We start from the raw sequence: 15,122 nt of genomic DNA, 5'->3' as shown, positions 1-15,122 counted from the left end.
GCCCGTCTCGGCGCTGATGATATCGCCGAAAAGCTCCCACTTGCCGCCCTTGAACCGCATCATCTTGAGCTGTTCGATCGGGGCGAAGTCGGTGGGCGAAGTCGTGATGGTGATCCCGGGGATCAGCAAATCCGTCGGGAAACCCTTCAGGCTCGCGGCCTGCTTCATCACGTTCTCGCGGGTGAGCTCGTCGCCGCACTGCTTGAGCACCTGCACCATGGTCTGCGCCGCGGTGTATCCGTAGACCAGGTTGGTGTCCGAGACATTGGCGCCCGGCATGTACTTCTCGATGAAGGCCATGAACTTCTTCATGCCCGGATCGTCCTTCCACTGCGGATCCGCGGCATCCTTCACATAGCCCGCCGAAAGGACGCCTTCAGAGGCTTCAAGCCCGGCCGGCTTCATGACCGCGCCGATCGAGATCGAAACGTCGGTCATGACATGCATCGGTTTCCATTCGAGCTCGGCGATCTTCTTGATCGCCTGGGCAGCGAACTTGGGCGTTGAGATGTTGACGAAAACGTCGGCGCCGGTTCCCTTCAGCTTGACGATATGGGAATCGATCGAAGGCTCGGTCGTCTCATAGCTCTCCTCGGCGACGAGGATTGACGAGGCCTTGTCGCCGAAAATTTCCTTCAGGCCGAGCACGTAGTCCTTGCCGAAATCATCATTGGCATAGAACACCGCGACCTTGGCGTTGGGCTTCTCCTTCAGAATGTACTTGGCGAAGATCCGCGCCTCGACCCGGTAGCTGGGCTGGAAGCCCATGGTCCAGGGGAAGTTCTTCGGATCGTTCCATTTGCTGGCACCGGTGGCGAGGAACAGCTGCGGCACCTTCTTGGCGTTGTGATATTTCTGCACGGCGGTCTGGGTCGGCGTGCCCAGCGCGTTGAACACCAGGAAGACTTCGTCACTCTCGATCAGCTTGCGGACCTGCTCCACCGTCTTGGGTGGGCTGTAGCCGTCGTCATAGGAGATGAAGTTGATCTTGCGGCCGTTCACGCCGCCATTTTCGTTCACCATCTTGAAGTAGGCTTCCTCGGTCTTGCCGATGATGCCGTAGGCCGAAGCCGGGCCGCTGTAGGCCTCTACATTTCCGATTTTGATCTCGCTGTCCGACGCGCCGGTGTCGTACTTCTTCTGCGCAAACGCGTTCGGGGCTGCCAGCAACGTGAAAGCAGTTGCCGCAGCGAGCAGAGACACAGTCTTGGTCTTCATAGGCATTCCTTCGTCTTCTGGTTGGAGGATGGATGGAGGAGAGGCGCGCGTACCGCGCGGTCAGGCCTTGGCGGCGCTGGCTTTGTCGACTTCGGAGGCGACCGAGAAACCCTGGCGCAAGGTCGGCTTGTGAATCTTGCCGGTGGCGTTGCGCGGCAGCGCGTCGACGAAGCGGATCTGGCGCGGGCATTTGAAGCGGGCGAGATTTGCGCTGCAATGGGCGAACATTTCGGCTTCCGTGACGGTCTGGCCGGGCTTGACCGCCACGATGGCGAGGCCCACTTCGCCCCATTGCGGATCCGGGATGCCGATTACGGCGGCTTCCAAGATCGCGGGCAATTGGTGCAGGACGCTCTCGACCTCGGCGGGGTAAACGTTCTCGCCGCCGGAGATGTACATGTCCTTCCAGCGGTCGACGATGTAGTAGAAGCCTTCCTCATCGACGCGCGTGGCATCGCCGGTGTGCAGCCAGCCCTCGGTGAAGGACGTCTTGTTGGCTTCGGGCCGGTTCCAGTAACCGGGGGTGACGTTCGGGCCCTTGACCCACAGCTCGCCGAGTTCGCCGACCGCAGCGTCCGTGCCGTCAGGCCGCACCACGCGTACTTCGGTGTGCAGCACCGGCTTTCCCGCGGAGCCCGCCTTGCGGGCGGCATCCTCGCGATCGAGCACGAGCACCGCGGGACTGGTCTCGGTCATGCCGTAGCCCTGCTGCAGGGCAACGCCGCGAGCTTCCCACGTCTTGAGCAGCGGCACCGGCATCGGCGCGCCGCCGACGCCGCCGATGATCAGCCGACTGAGATCGACGCTCTCGAACAAGGGGTGCTGCGCCATGAACTGGTAGATCGCCGGCACGCCGAAGAAGACGTTGATGCCCCGAGCGGGATCGCCGATCAGTTGCAGCGCCTGGCCCGGATCGAAGGTGCGCATGATCATGACGGTGCCGCCGGCATGGAGCACCGGATTGGTGTAGCAGTTGAGTCCGCCGGTGTGGAACAGCGGCAGAACCGTGAGCAGCACCGAGGACGGGGAAATGCAGGCCGGCCCGCCGAGATTGATGCAATTCCAGAACGTCATGCCGTGGGTGATGGTGGCACCCTTGGGCTGGCCGGTGGTGCCCGACGTGTACATGATGGTCGAGACGTCATCGAGCGTGACCTCTTCCACCCCGTCGAGCGGCTTCGCGGCCGCAATGCCGGCCTCGTAGGAACCGGTTGGTCCGAGCAGAAGCGTGGAAGCGACGCCACAGAGTTTCGCGACCGCCAGCGCCGTCTCGGCAAGCTCGTCGTCGTGGATCAAAACCCTCGGCGACGAATCGCCGACGATGAACTGTAATTCGGGGACGGTCAGGCGGGTGTTCAGCGGCAGGAAGATCGCGCCCAGCCGTCCGCAGGCGAACTGCACCTCCAGCGTATCGGTGGTGTTCTGCGCCAGCACTGCAACGCGGTCGCCGCGGGAAACGTTGAGACGGTCGCGCAGGTGTCTGGCGAGACGCGAAACGCGGGAATCGAGCTGGGAATAGGTGAAGCGGCGCTCGCTGGCGAGATCGACGACGGCCGTCTTGCCGGGCGTACGGCGGCCGTAATGAGCGATCCAGTCGTAGTAACGGACCTGCACAGTTTCCTCCGGATGTGGGCGGTCTTGCGCCGCTTGTTCCATTGATTGGCGCGCACCATGCCCACACCCGATCCTGTGCGCCAGCCGGACTCTTGAGCATGGTATACGCTTGTGCGAGTGGGGCCATCGCGGCGCAAGCTGTCTTGCGTCAAGTGGCTGGAACAGTATCGGGTTGCGAAGAGGAGACTTTTTGGCGCATTGATGCGAATAGTTCTTTCGGAGTCGCAGCGATCCGCTCATGTGAAAATTGAACCGCCGCCAATGCCAGCCACTAGACGCAAGTGTAGCTCGTGCGGGAGCGCCATTTTGGTTCGCGATTTGCGGGGATGCGCGGAAGCCATGTCATGAAGAGCCCTTTCTATACTGCCGAGCATGAAGCCTTCCGTGAGGTGATGCGCCGCTTCGTGGAAAAGGAGATCGAGCCTTACGCCCATGAATGGGACGAGGCTGGCGAATTTCCGCGCGAGCTGTACCGCAAGGCCGCCAATATCGGCCTTCTCGGCCTGGGCTATCCGGAGGAGTATGGCGGGGTTCCTGCCGACCAGTTCATGAAGATCGTCGCCTCGCAGGAGCTGGCGCGGGCCGGCGCCGGCGGCGTCAGCTCAAGCCTGATGAGCCATACCATCGGCTCGCCGCCGATCGCGCTTGCCGCGCGCCCGGAGGTCAAGGCGCGGGTGCTGCCCGAGGTGCTGTCGGGCAAGAAGATTTCCGCGCTCGCGATCACCGAGCCGAGCGGCGGGTCGGATGTTGCAAATCTGCGCACCAAGGCGCGCCGCGACGGCGATCACTATGTCGTCAGCGGCGAAAAGACCTTCATTACGTCTGGTGTTCGAGCGGATTATCTGACCGTTGCCGTTCGCACTGGCGGCGAGGGCCCCGGCGGCGTCAGCCTGCTCCTGATCGAAGGCGGTACGCCCGGCCTGTCGCGAACCAAGCTCAAGAAGATGGGCTGGTGGGCGTCCGACACCGCAACCCTGCACTTTGATGATTGTCGTGTCCCGGCCGGGAACCTGATCGGCGAGGAGGGTGCCGGCTTCAAGATCATCATGCGTAATTTCAACAGCGAGCGCATGGGCATGGCGGCGGGCTGCACCGCGTTCGCCCGCGTCTGCGTCGAGGAAGCAATTGCCTATGCCAAGGAACGCAAGACGTTCGGCAAGCCGATCTCGCAGCACCAGGTGATCAGGCACAAGATCGTGGACATGACCCAGAGGGTCGCCGCGACGCAGGCGATGCTGGAGATGTTGGCGTGGCGGCTCGAACAGGGCGAAAACCCGGTTGCGGAAATCTGCATGATGAAGAATCAGGCGACGCAGACCATGGCGTTTTGCGCCTCCGAGGCGGTGCAGATCTTCGGCGGCGCGGGCTTCATGCGCGGCATCAAGGTCGAGCGCATCTACCGCGAGGTCAAGGTCAACGCGATCGGCGGCGGCACCGAGGAGATCATGAAGGATCTCGCCAGCCGCCAGATGGGGTTGTGACCGATCCCTTCGTCATGCCCGGGCTTGTCCCGGGCATCCACGTCTTGATTGCTGAAATGAGCAAGGACGTGGATGGCCGGGACAAGCCCGGCCAAGACGTGCTTAAACAATTGTGCTGAACGGAATGACAAAAATGCTCTTCACCGCCGATCACGACGAAATCCGCCGCACCCTCCAAAAATTCATCGCCAACGAGATCAATCCCTTCGTCGACGAATGGGAGAAGGCCGAGATATTCCCCGCGCACGAGCTGTTCAAGAAGATGGGCCAGCTCGGCTTCCTCGGCCTCAACAAGCCGGCCGAATTCGGCGGCGCGGGCCTCGACTACAGCTACGCCCTGATGATGGCGGAGGAACTCGGCGCGATCAAATGCGGCGGCGTGCCGATGGCGATCGGGGTGCAGACCGACATGGCGACGCCCGCGCTGGCGCGGTTCGGCTCGGACGAAGTGCGGCGCGAATTCCTGGCGCCGTCGATCGCGGGCGACTATGTCGCCTGCATCGGCGTTTCCGAGCCGGGTGCGGGTTCGGATGTCGCTTCCATCAAGACCAACGCCCGCTCCGACGGCGACGACTACGTCATCAATGGGGGCAAGTTGTGGATCACCAACGGCACCCAGGCCGACTGGATCTGCCTGCTCGTCAACACCAGCGAGGGTCAGATCCACCGCAACAAGTCGCTGATCTGCGTGCCGATTAAGAGCAAGGGCGTCACGGTGGCGCGCAAGCTCGACAAGATGGGCATGCGCTCATCCGATACGGCGCAGATCTTCTTCGACAATGTGCGGGTGCCCAAGCGCAACCGGATCGGCGAGGAGGGCAAGGGCTTTACCTACCAGATGATCCAGTTCCAGGAAGAGCGGCTGTGGGGCGCGGCCGCGTGCCTGAAATCCCACGAATACATCATCAATGAGACGATCGCCTACACCCGCAACCGCAAGGCTTTCGGCGCCAGCATCCTCGACAACCAGGTCGTTCACTTCAGGCTCGCGGAGCTGCAGACCGAGGTCGAGCTGCTGCGTTCCCTGATCTATCGCGCGGCCGAAGCGCTGGTCGCCGGCGAGGACGTGACGCGGCTTGCGACCATGGCCAAGCTGAAGGCGGGCCGGCTCGGGCGCGAACTGACCGACGCCTGCCTGCAATATTGGGGCGGCATGGGCTTCACCAACGAGACGCCGGTCAGTCGCGCCTATCGCGACAGCCGCCTGACCTCGATCGGCGGCGGCGCCGACGAGGTGATGCTCATGGTGCTATGCAAGATGATGGGCACGCTGCCCGGCAGCGGCGAGAATAGGAACCGAGCATGATCACGCTTTACCATTGCGATTCCGCGCGCTCGTTCCGCCCGCTCTGGATGCTGGAGGAGATGGGGCTGCCCTACGAGCTGAAGATGCTGCCGTTCCCGCCGCGAGTCTTTGCCAAGGAATACCTTGCGATCAATCCGCTCGGCACCATCCCGTTCATGATCGATGGCGAGACAAAGATGACGGAATCGTCCGGCATCTGCCACTATCTCGGCGCCAAATACGGCCCGACCCCGCTGATGGTCGGCGTCGACGAATCGGACTATGGCGCGTTCCTGAACTGGATGTATTTCAGCGACGCCACGTTGACGTTCCCGCAAACGCTGGTGCTCCGTTACAGCCAGCTCGAGCCGGAGCAGCGGCGTGTCCCGCAGGTAGTCGACGATTATGCAAAATGGTTCCTGGGCCGGCTGCGCGCGGTGGAAACCGCCTCGGCCAATCGCGAAACCCTGTGCGCCGGCCGATTTACGGCCGCGGACATCGTCATCGGCTTTGCGTTGCGGCTCGCCGAGAATCTGGGACTGTCCAAGGATTTCGGGCCGAATGTGGCCGCTTATTGGGCGCGCCTGCAGCAGCGCGACGGATTCCAGCGTGCGGTTGCCGCGGAACGCCGCGCCGGGGTTGAGCAGAGCGTTACGCCCCGCGTGATGCGGACGTGACCGCAAACCGCACGTCAGGTGCTCCGAAGTTGTTGGAGTTCCGTTGTGTTTTTGCGCTATGGTAGACCAAACCGCAGCGGCCGAAAGAGCCGCGCGAGGAGGACCGACCATGGAAGACGACAAGGGCCGTGAATCCGGCCATCTGATGCTGATTACCCCTGAGCGCGTGTTCTACGCGGGGCTGCTCGGCCGGCCGCGCGAACGCTGCTCGGGCGCGGTCCACATCTATGTGGCGATCAGGGAAGGTCTGCGGCTCACCACCGCCGGCGGCCAGGAGGTCCGTTGCGAGCTGGCGATCGTCCCGCCGAACCTGAGGCACACCATCATGAGCGAATACCGCTCGGTGCTGTCCGTCCTTGTCGAGCCGGAGAGCATTCGCGCCGGTGCGGGCGAGCATCTGGTCGGGCGGATGACAGGACCGCAACGCGAGTCCTTCGTGCACCGCATTCGCTCGGTCTACGAGGAATTCAGGCGCAGCGGGTGTCCCGGCGGCATCACCACCGCCGACTTCGACACCCTGTGCTTCGGCGAGCCGCTGCCGCGTCGCGTGCTCGACCCGCGTGTTGTGCGCGCCATCGAAAAGATCGGCCGTTTCTCCGGTGAGCCGGTGACGGCGGACAGCTGCGCGGCAGATGCCGGGCTGTCGGCATCGCGCTTCCTGCATCTGTTCAAGGAGGAGACCGGGATTTCCTTCCGCTCCTTCCGCGCCTGGAAGCGTGCGCGGCATCTCTTGCACTTCGCCAATCAGGACCTCAATCTTGCGCATCTGGCGCAGGATATCGGCTATCCCGATTCGACCCATTTCAGCCATTCGATCCGCCGCTTCTACGGGCTGAAGCCGCGCGCCATCTTCATGGGCTCGCGCGATCTTGCGATCTACCGCAGCGGACAGGCCGCCTAGCTCGTTTCGTTCAGCTGGACGAACGCGGCCTGCCTCGCGCTCTTGCCGGAGCAAAGGCGCGGATCACAGTCTCTACGTGACGAGACAGGGCCTGCCTGGTCAGCGGGCGATGCATTACGCCGGCTCGCAGGTAGAGCGGCGCGATGGCGAATTCGATCGCCATGGACGGGTCGGTATCCGCTGCAGCCTCGCGCCGATGCTTCGCGCGTTCGAAGATGGTCTTTGCCAGCCCAAGGCGCTCCCGCCAGAACCGATCGCGCGCGGCCTCGACCGCCGGCTCGCTTGCGCCCGAGAGAGCCAGCAGCGCACGGCCGAGCGGCGAACGGACATGCCGGTCGAGAGCTGTCAGGAAAGCTGTCAGATCGCCGCGCAGCGAGCCGGTGTCAGGAACAGGGATGTGTAACGCTGCGGCGGTGAGCGCGGCGTCAAGCACCAGCGCCTCCGGCGTTCCCCACTGCCGGTAGATCGAGGTTGGATGAACGCCGGCGCGCGCGGCGATTTGGCCGACAGATGCGCCAGCAAGGCCTGCTTCCGAGAGCTCGTCTGCGGTGGCACGCAGCACAGCCGCACGGATCCGGGCACTGCGACCGCCGGGACGCCGGCGAACAGGGGCGTGCGTTGTGTCTGGCATGGTCTGTTAATGCAATTTTTGCTGCTTTACGGCAAGCCATAAACGCAATAGAAATTGCATTTGTGGAGCATCGTCGGGAGTGGCCCCATGAGGATCCTGGTTGTCGGCGCCGGCGTGATCGGCACGATCTATGGCGGCCGGCTGGCACTTGCCGGTCATGAGGTGACAGTGCTTGTCAGAGGACGTCGGCGGGCGGAGTTAGAAGCCCACGGCCTGGTTCTGGAGGATGCGTTATCGGGCGAACGCCGCAAGATCGCCGTTACGTCGCTGGCGGAGCTGCCGGCCGACCCGCGCTTCGACCTCGCGCTGGTTGCCGTGCGCGACCGCCAGTTGACCTCCCTGCTGCCAGTGCTTGATCGCCTCGAAGGGGCGACCGAGATCCTGTTCTTCCTCAACTGTCCGCTGCGTGTCGCCGATCTGGTCGCCCGCTATGGCGCCGACCGGGTGCGGTTCGGCTTCCCCGGGGCCGGCGGGGTTCATGACGGCGAGCGCATAAGATATGTCATTGTGCGCCAGCAGCCGACCACGTTCGGTCCCGTCGCGGGACAGGACCGAGCGCGCTGCAACAGCATCGCACAGATCTTTGGGCAAGCCGGCTTTGCAACGGCGCTGGTTTCCGACATGGAGGCCTGGCTGAAGAGCCATGCCTTCTTTGTCGTCGCGATCTGCGGCGCGCTATATACCGCCGGCGGGCGCTCGGCGCAGCTTGCGGCAGATACCAAGCGGCTCTTGGCGCTCATCAGCGGCGTGCGGGAGGGACTGAACTGCTTGCGCAAGCTCGGTGTCACGCCGTCGCCGGCCAAGCTGCGCGTGATGGCGTATCTGCCGCGGCCGCTTGTTGTGCCGGCTCTGCGCCGGTTCTTCGCGTCGCGCCTTGCCGCGCTGGCCATCGACGGCCACGCCAACGCCGCGCCCGATGACATGTGCGATCTCGCCCGCGATTGCAGGCACATGATTGCGGCCAGTGGCGTTAGCGCGCCGACAATGTTGTCACTCTGCGCAGAGGTGGAGCGGCGCGCCGCCGCTGCCACAGCCGCATGACAAACAAGCTGACAGCTAACTATCCGACCGGAATTCCTGGGACGGATGTTCCGCCGCGTAACTGCTCCGGGTGAAGGCGAACCACGAAGCAGCGATTATCCCGGAAACGAGCAGCCCCAAATCCTCCGGAACCGAAAGCAGCACGGCAGCGGTCGAACCGATAGCCGCCCAGATCAGCGGAAGCACGATGAGCCACCACCGCGTGCGCGGCCACCACAGCAACAGAATACCAAACGTGAAAATCGTCGTCGGACAGGGCGCGATGCCGAATGCCGGCGAGCGCGGCCAACCGTGTCCGGCCAGAATGCCGAGTATCGGGTAAGCGAGCATGGCATAGGCGATGATAACCAGGCCGATTGTCCTTGCGATCCATCTGAGCCGCCCGATGGACTGCACTCTCTCTGAACCCACGCCGTCCAGCTTCGCCGTTAGCGACCAGCCGAAGAACAGGATGCCCTGAACAGTGAAAAGGGCCGCGAAAGCGTAAGCGGCCGGATTGATCCGGGCGAAATAGGTGAATTGATATCCAAAGCCATTCCAGCACCAGAACACGCCGAGGATCGCGGCAGATAATCGCCACTCGATCTTCGCCGGCCGCAGCGCTCCATAGATCGCGACCAGGCCCAGCACGTAAGCGAACACCTGAGCTGGCCATACCGCGACGTTATAGGCGGCGAACAGCTCGAAGAATTGCTCTGTCGTGAAGGGCAACGTCCCTACGTCCTGCCGGTTCAGGGGGCATCCTTTCGCGTCAGCGCGGTGCGAAGCGGAAATTTCGAGAGCTCGAGCAGGACCAGCGCGATCAGGGCAGAAGCGACAGTGATCGCAAGATCGTCGGAATGAAGCGGCCCGAAGCGGAACAGGTCGGCCGCCGCCGGCCACAGCATGGTCAGCGTCAGGATGGCCGTTACGAAGACCACGACGACGATGAGCATCGGGTTCGGCCGGGTGAACGCCTCGGTCAGGGAACTCGAGAACGAGCGGTTGACGAAGATCAGGCTGACAATAATGAAGACCAGGGAGAAGAAGACGAGCGCCCGAACTTCGGCATCCGGCATGCCGACGTGCGCCGACGTCACCAGGATCGCGCCCGTCAGAACGAACGCGAGCAGGCCCTGAAGGCCGGCCCACAGGATCAGTGCCCGCGGCAGCAGCGGCTCGACTGGCGAGCGCGGCGGCTTTTGCATGACGTCGTGTTCCTCGGTCTCTGCCTCGAATACCAGCGAGCAGACCGGATCGATGATCATTTCCAGAAATGCGATATGCACCGGGCCGAACAGCACGGGCAGTCCCGTCACCAGCGGCAACAACGCCAGACCGGCAATCGGGACGTGCACGGCAAGAATAAAGCTCATGGCCTTGCGCAAGTTGTCGTAGATCCGCCGCCCCAGCCGGACCGCCTTGACGATCGATCCGAAGTCATCGTCCAGCAGCACGATCGCGGAGGCTTCGCGGGCGACGTCCGTGCCGCGGCCGCCCATGGCGATGCCGATATGGGCGGCTTTGAGCGACGGCGCGTCGTTCACCCCATCGCCGGTCATGGCAACGATGTCGCCCGCGCCCTTCAGCACGTTGACGATGCGAAGCTTCTGGTCCGGCGTAATCCGGGCGAAAACGGTGCGCGATTGCGCCGCGCGCACAAGCTCGGCGTCGCCAATCCTGGCAAGTTCCGGACCGGTCAGGGTGTGCTCGGGGGAGAGCCCGGCCTGCGTTGCGATGTTCAACGCGGTTGCCGGATAATCGCCGGTGATCATCACCACCTTGATCCCGGCGGACCGGCATTCCGCCACGGCGTCGGCCACCTCCGAACGCAACGGGTCGGCGAATCCGATCAGCCCGCAAAATGAGAAGGAAAACGCGCGCTGGCTGTCCGGCAGGTCGGAGCCATGGGAGACGGCGTGCGCCACGCCGAGCACGCGCAGGCCTTGCGCGGCCAGCACCTCGACCTCTTTCTTGAGGTCCTGAAGCTCGGCTGAACTCAGTCGGCACAATTCGCCGATGGCCTCCGGAGCGCCCTTTGCCGCGATAGTGAGGGCGTCGTGGTCGGAATGGCGCCAGACGTTTGACATCGCGAGCAGGTCCGAGCGCAGGCCGTAGGTCTGCGCCAGAATCCTTTCGACGCCGGTCGGGCCAAGTGCGTGCAGCGCCTTTTCCATGGGGTCGAACGGCTCGGGCGCGCTGGCGAGAATTCCTGCTTCGACCAGCGCGGCGAAGGCCGGCGGCGGATCGGCGGGCAGATCCCGCTCCGGTGCGTAGGCCGTTCCGTCCGGCAACACCAGCCGGGCCACGGTCATCCGGTTTTGCGTCAGCGTGCCCGTCTTGTCGGTGCAGAGCACCGTTGCCGCACCCAACGACTCGATCGCCGAGGCTCGGCGCGTAAGCACACGCGCCTGGGAGATACGCCATGCGCCCATGGCGAGAAATACCGTGAGCACGACCGGAAATTCCTCCGGCAGCATCGACATTCCCAACGCAATGCCGGCGAGAAAGGCATCCAGCCAGCCGCCGCGATAGAGGCCGTAGAGCGCAATGGAGAGCACCGTCACCGTTCCGCTGAGGATGGAAAAGACGGTTACCAGGCGGCGCGTCTGAAGCTGCAGACGCGGCGTCTCCGTCTCGAGCATGCTGACCGATTGCCCGATCTTGCCGATCTCTGTGCGGACGCCGGTCGCGGTCACGACGGCAAGGCCGGTCCCGCGGACCACGAGCGTGCCGGAAAAGACGAAGGGAAGGTCATCGCCGCCGGCCTGCGCCGCGGCTTGCGGCCTTTCCGCCGCTGCAGCCACCTTGCGCACGGGAACGGATTCCCCGGTGAGCAGCGATTCATCGGTGAGCAGGTCGTCGCATCGCACAACCACGGCGTCGGCCGCGACGCGATCGCCCTCCGAGAGCACGATCAGGTCGCCGCGCACGACCTCCCGCCCGGCGATGCGGACCCGTTCGCCGTCGCGAATCACGAGCGCGCGCGGGCTGGTCAGGTCGCGCAAGGATTCCAGCACGCGCTCGGTGCGTGCCTCCTGCACGGTGGTGATAGCAATGGAAGCCGTGGCGAACAGGCCGAGGAGCAGGGCCTCCCCGTGATCGCCGAGCACGAAATAGATGACGCTGCCTGCCAGCAGCAACAGCAGCATGGGTTCGCGCAGGACATCGAGGATCAGGCGGAGGACTGGCCGGCGACCGGTCTGCGGCAGCTCGTTGAAGCCTTCCGCCACGAGCCGCGCGCGCGCCTGTGCCGCGGTCAGGCCGCGCATGGCGTCCGGCAATGGCTTTTCGTCAACAACGGAGGTGGAGGAAGCAAGGGCGGGCATTCGACGGGTTCACAGGCTCGAGGGCAGGTTCTCGCAAATTATGCCTTCGGCCGCCACGGGGCGGCTTGATGCAGAGCAACCGGGCTGCGCGATGAGACCGGCTCCGTGCAGCACGGAACCCTCATTTTCGCTGCGGTCGGGACCTAGCCAGTCGACGCAAGAAGACCGGCAACCGACCTCCCATTATGCGGCATAAAGACCCGATCACTCAATCTCAGCCGGTACATTCACATGAGCGACAAAGCCGTCATCACCTGCTCGCTGAACGGCGTGCTAACCGATCCGAAACAACATCATGTGCCGGTGACCCCGGAGGAAATGGCGCGCGAGGCCAAAGCCGCCTTCAACGCTGGCGCCAGCATCGTGCATGTGCATCTGCGCCAGCAGGCGCCGAACAAGGGCCATCTGCCCTCCTGGGAAGTCAGCGTTTCCCGCGAGATCCAGCAGGCGATCCGGGAGGCCTGTCCGGGCATCATCATCAACCACACCAGCGGCGTTTCCGGCCCCAATTACCAGGGCGCGCTGGACTGCATTCGCGAGACCAAGCCGGAGATCGCGGCCTGCAACGCCGGTTCGCTGAACTACCTGAAGGTGAAGGCCGACAACACCTGGGCCTGGCCGCCGATGATGTTCGACAACTCGGTCGAGAAGGTGCAGGACTATCTCGACGTGATGAAGGAAGCCGGCACCATCCCCGAGTTCGAGTGCTTCGATGTCGGCATCGTGCGCTGCGTCGGCATGTATCGCCAGGTCGGCATGTATACCGGCCCGCTGGAGTACAACTTCGTGATGGGCGTTGCTTCCGGCATGCCGGCCGATCCGGAGCTGCTGCCGATTCTGTTGAAGCTGAAACGGCCGGAAGCGCACTGGCAGGTCACCGCGATCGGACGAGCCGAGATCTGGCCGCTCCACCAGCGCTGCGCCGAGCTCGGCGGTCACCTGCGGACCGGGCTGGAGGACACATTCTACCTCGCCGACGGCACGAAGGTGACGTCGAACGGGCAATTGATCGAGGCGATTGCCGCCTGTGCTCGCAGTGCCGGGCGCGAGATTGCGAGCCCGGCCGAGGCGCGCAAGATCTTCGGGACGAACAGATAGATATCAACTCGACCGTCATTGCGAGCGAAGCGAAGCAATCGAAACTGTGCACGCGGAAACGTCTGGATCGCTTCGTCGCTTCGCCCCTCGCAATGACGAAGCCCACGGCTGTTCACGTTCGAAGTATCGAGGGAGCGAAATAGATGGACAATCTCGAGGCAACCGGCGGAGTGCCCGGGCCGGGTCGTATCGGGCGCGTGGCGGTCGGCGATCTGCTCAAGCGCGCGGCGCGCCGTTTCCCGGACCGTATCGCGCTGACCGACGGAGCGCGGCGCGTCACCTTCACCGAGCTCGAGCGCGACGCCAACCGCTTTGCCAACTATCTCGTGGCGCGTGGGCTGAAGCCCGGCGAGAAGATCTCGACCATCTGCAACAACTCGGTCGAGTTCGTCAAAGCGCTGTTCGGCATTCATCGCGCCGGCCTCGTCTGGGTGCCGATCAACACCATGCTCGGCCCGGCCGACATGGACTACATCCTCAACCATGCCGGGGTGCGCTTTGCGCTGATCGACGACAATCTCCATGCCCAGCCGGAGCGGCGGGAAGCGCTCCAGAAGCGCGGCATGGAGCTCATTGCCGTCGATCTTGCCGGCACGGCGAAGACCGCGGGTCTCGAGGAGTTCAACAGCCTCATTCAGGGTCGCTCCGAGATCGAGCCGGAGATCGAGATCAACGATCGCGATCTTGCGATGATCATCTATACCTCGGGTACGACCTCACGCCCGAAGGGCGCGATGCATTGCCATCTCGCCGTGGTGATGGCGGTCATGAGCAACTGCATCGAGATGGGGCTCTCCCGCAATGACGGCATCACCGGCCAGTTTCCGCTGTTCCACTGCGCCGGCCACGTGCTGCTCCTGAGCTACCTGGCGGTCGGCGGGCGGATGGCGCTGATGCGCGGCTTCGATCCGGTCATCTGCATGGAAGCGATCCAGCGCGACAAGCTCACGGTCTTCGTCGGCCTGTCCCTGATGTACCAGGCGATCCTCGATCATCCCCGCCGCAAGGAATTCGACCTGTCGGGTCTTCGAACCTGCATCTACACCATGGCGCCGATGAGCAAGCCGCTGCTGGAGCGTGGCATCGCCGAGCTCTGTGCTAACTTCGTGCTGACCTCGGGCCAGACCGAAATGTATCCGGCGACGACGATGTCGCGGCCGGAAGTGCAGCTCAACCGCTTCGGCAACTACTGGGGCGAATCGCTGATCGTGAACGAAACCGCAATCATGGACGATAACGGCAACCTGCTCCCGCGTGGCCAGGTCGGCGAGCTCGTGCATCGCGGGCCGAACGTCATGATGGGCTACTACAAAGATCCGAAGTCGACGGAGGAAGCGCGCAAGTTCGGCTGGCACCACACCGGCGATCTCGCTCTGATCGACGAGAACGGAGAGGTGTTGTTCCTCGATCGCAAGAAGGACATGATCAAGTCCGGCGGCGAGAACGTGGCCTCGGTCAAGATCGAGGAGACGCTGCTGGCGCATCCGGCGGTGCAGAACGCGGCCGTGGTCGGACTGCCTCATCCGCAATGGGGCGAGGCGGTATCCGCCTTCGTCAAGCTCAAGCCGGGCGCCAGTGCGGACGCGGCCTCGATCCTCGATCACTGCCGCAAGCATCTCGGCGGCTTCCAGGTGCCCAAGCTGGTGCGGATCCTGGAAGAGATGCCGATGACCGCGACCGGCAAGCTGCGCAAGGTCGAGCTGCGGCAGAACTTCGGTGAACATTTCAACGAGAAGAAGAGCGCGTGAGCGCACCGCCAGTAACCAGTCATTCCGGGGCGCGCGGCGCGACAAGATCGACGCAGATGCGTCGATTTTGCGCTGACGCGCCAACCCGGGATCTCGTGCCAAACCTCCGGATTCCGGGTT

Annotated in this window: 12 protein-coding genes; 7 read left to right on the top strand and 5 right to left on the bottom strand. The window is 63.8% G+C overall.

Features of this window, described 5'->3' with window-relative positions:
- On the bottom strand, positions 1-1,218 hold a 1,218-nt coding region (locus HY852_RS14445; protein ID WP_291605435.1), incomplete at its 3' end, for an ABC transporter substrate-binding protein.
- Between the two features lie 60 nt (positions 1,219-1,278).
- Positions 1,279-2,832, bottom strand: a complete 1,554-nt coding sequence (locus HY852_RS14440) for a long-chain fatty acid--CoA ligase (protein WP_291605434.1) — start codon at positions 2,830-2,832, stop codon at positions 1,279-1,281.
- A 344-nt stretch (positions 2,833-3,176) separates the two neighbouring features.
- Here HY852_RS14440 and HY852_RS14435 point away from each other — a divergent pair, with 344 nt between their 5' ends.
- The 4 genes from HY852_RS14435 to HY852_RS14420 all read left to right on the top strand — a co-directional run bounded on the left by HY852_RS14435 (position 3,177) and on the right by HY852_RS14420 (position 7,176).
- Positions 3,177-4,313 (top strand): acyl-CoA dehydrogenase family protein, encoded by a 1,137-nt coding sequence (locus HY852_RS14435; RefSeq protein WP_291605433.1) that lies wholly within the window; start codon positions 3,177-3,179, stop codon positions 4,311-4,313.
- A 133-nt stretch (positions 4,314-4,446) separates the two neighbouring features.
- The gene (locus HY852_RS14430; protein WP_291605432.1) at positions 4,447-5,619 is read left to right on the top strand and encodes an acyl-CoA dehydrogenase family protein; all 1,173 of its coding nucleotides are present in this window, start codon (positions 4,447-4,449) and stop codon (positions 5,617-5,619) included.
- Positions 5,616-6,275 (top strand): glutathione S-transferase family protein, encoded by a 660-nt coding sequence (locus HY852_RS14425; protein ID WP_291605430.1) that lies wholly within the window; start codon positions 5,616-5,618, stop codon positions 6,273-6,275. Before HY852_RS14430 ends, HY852_RS14425 begins: the two co-directional genes overlap by 4 nt.
- A gap of 109 nt (positions 6,276-6,384) precedes the next feature.
- A complete protein-coding gene (locus HY852_RS14420) occupies positions 6,385-7,176 on the top strand; it encodes a helix-turn-helix domain-containing protein (RefSeq protein ID WP_291605429.1) in 792 nt (263 codons plus the stop codon).
- Between the two features lie 10 nt (positions 7,177-7,186).
- On the opposite strand, the gene HY852_RS14415 is transcribed toward HY852_RS14420, so the two are convergent.
- A complete protein-coding gene (locus tag HY852_RS14415) occupies positions 7,187-7,738 on the bottom strand; it encodes a TetR/AcrR family transcriptional regulator (protein ID WP_291605428.1) in 552 nt (183 codons plus the stop codon).
- Between the two features lie 156 nt (positions 7,739-7,894).
- Between HY852_RS14415 and HY852_RS14410 the strand changes: the two genes are divergently transcribed.
- Positions 7,895-8,848 carry a ketopantoate reductase family protein gene (locus tag HY852_RS14410; protein WP_291605427.1) on the top strand — a complete coding sequence of 318 codons (954 nt, stop codon included), beginning with the start codon at positions 7,895-7,897 and terminating at the stop codon, positions 8,846-8,848.
- Between the two features lie 15 nt (positions 8,849-8,863).
- Here HY852_RS14410 and HY852_RS14405 read toward each other — a convergent pair whose 3' ends face one another.
- Positions 8,864-9,559: a DUF6064 family protein gene (locus tag HY852_RS14405; RefSeq protein ID WP_291605426.1), complete on the bottom strand. Its 696-nt coding sequence runs from the start codon at positions 9,557-9,559 to the stop codon at positions 8,864-8,866.
- 20 nt (positions 9,560-9,579) lie between these two features.
- Entirely contained in the window at positions 9,580-12,099 is a 2,520-nt protein-coding gene (locus HY852_RS14400) for a cation-translocating P-type ATPase (RefSeq protein ID WP_291605436.1), read from the bottom strand.
- Between the two features lie 288 nt (positions 12,100-12,387).
- Between HY852_RS14400 and HY852_RS14395 the strand changes: the two genes are divergently transcribed.
- Both HY852_RS14395 and HY852_RS14390 read left to right on the top strand, forming a co-directional pair.
- Positions 12,388-13,254 (top strand): 3-keto-5-aminohexanoate cleavage protein, encoded by an 867-nt coding sequence (locus HY852_RS14395; RefSeq protein ID WP_291605425.1) that lies wholly within the window; start codon positions 12,388-12,390, stop codon positions 13,252-13,254.
- A gap of 143 nt (positions 13,255-13,397) precedes the next feature.
- On the top strand, positions 13,398-15,002 hold the full coding sequence (locus tag HY852_RS14390) for an AMP-binding protein (protein ID WP_291605424.1): 1,605 nt from the start codon (positions 13,398-13,400) through the stop codon (positions 15,000-15,002).
- Positions 15,003-15,122 lie beyond the last annotated feature (120 nt).

The organism is Bradyrhizobium sp. (assembly GCF_016213215.1).
In the GTDB taxonomy this organism is placed as follows: Bacteria; Pseudomonadota; Alphaproteobacteria; order Rhizobiales; family Xanthobacteraceae; genus Bradyrhizobium.
This window is presented reverse-complemented; position numbering and strand designations above follow the sequence as displayed.

What these genes read in the sequence shown, in the direction of transcription:
- HY852_RS14425 (WP_291605430.1), top strand. Translation starts at nt 5,616, where the DNA reads ATGATCACGCTTTACCATTGCGATTCCGCGCGCTCGTTCCGCCCGCTC.
- HY852_RS14420 (WP_291605429.1), top strand. Translation starts at nt 6,385, where the DNA reads ATGGAAGACGACAAGGGCCGTGAATCCGGCCATCTGATGCTGATTACC.
- HY852_RS14400 (WP_291605436.1), bottom strand. Translation starts at nt 12,099, where the DNA reads ATGCGCGGCCTGACCGCGGCACAGGCGCGCGCGCGGCTCGTGGCGGAA.
- HY852_RS14395 (WP_291605425.1), top strand. Translation starts at nt 12,388, where the DNA reads ATGAGCGACAAAGCCGTCATCACCTGCTCGCTGAACGGCGTGCTAACC.
- HY852_RS14435 (WP_291605433.1), top strand. Translation starts at nt 3,177, where the DNA reads ATGAAGAGCCCTTTCTATACTGCCGAGCATGAAGCCTTCCGTGAGGTG.
- HY852_RS14410 (WP_291605427.1), top strand. Translation starts at nt 7,895, where the DNA reads ATGAGGATCCTGGTTGTCGGCGCCGGCGTGATCGGCACGATCTATGGC.
- HY852_RS14390 (WP_291605424.1), top strand. Translation starts at nt 13,398, where the DNA reads ATGGACAATCTCGAGGCAACCGGCGGAGTGCCCGGGCCGGGTCGTATC.
- HY852_RS14430 (WP_291605432.1), top strand. Translation starts at nt 4,447, where the DNA reads ATGCTCTTCACCGCCGATCACGACGAAATCCGCCGCACCCTCCAAAAA.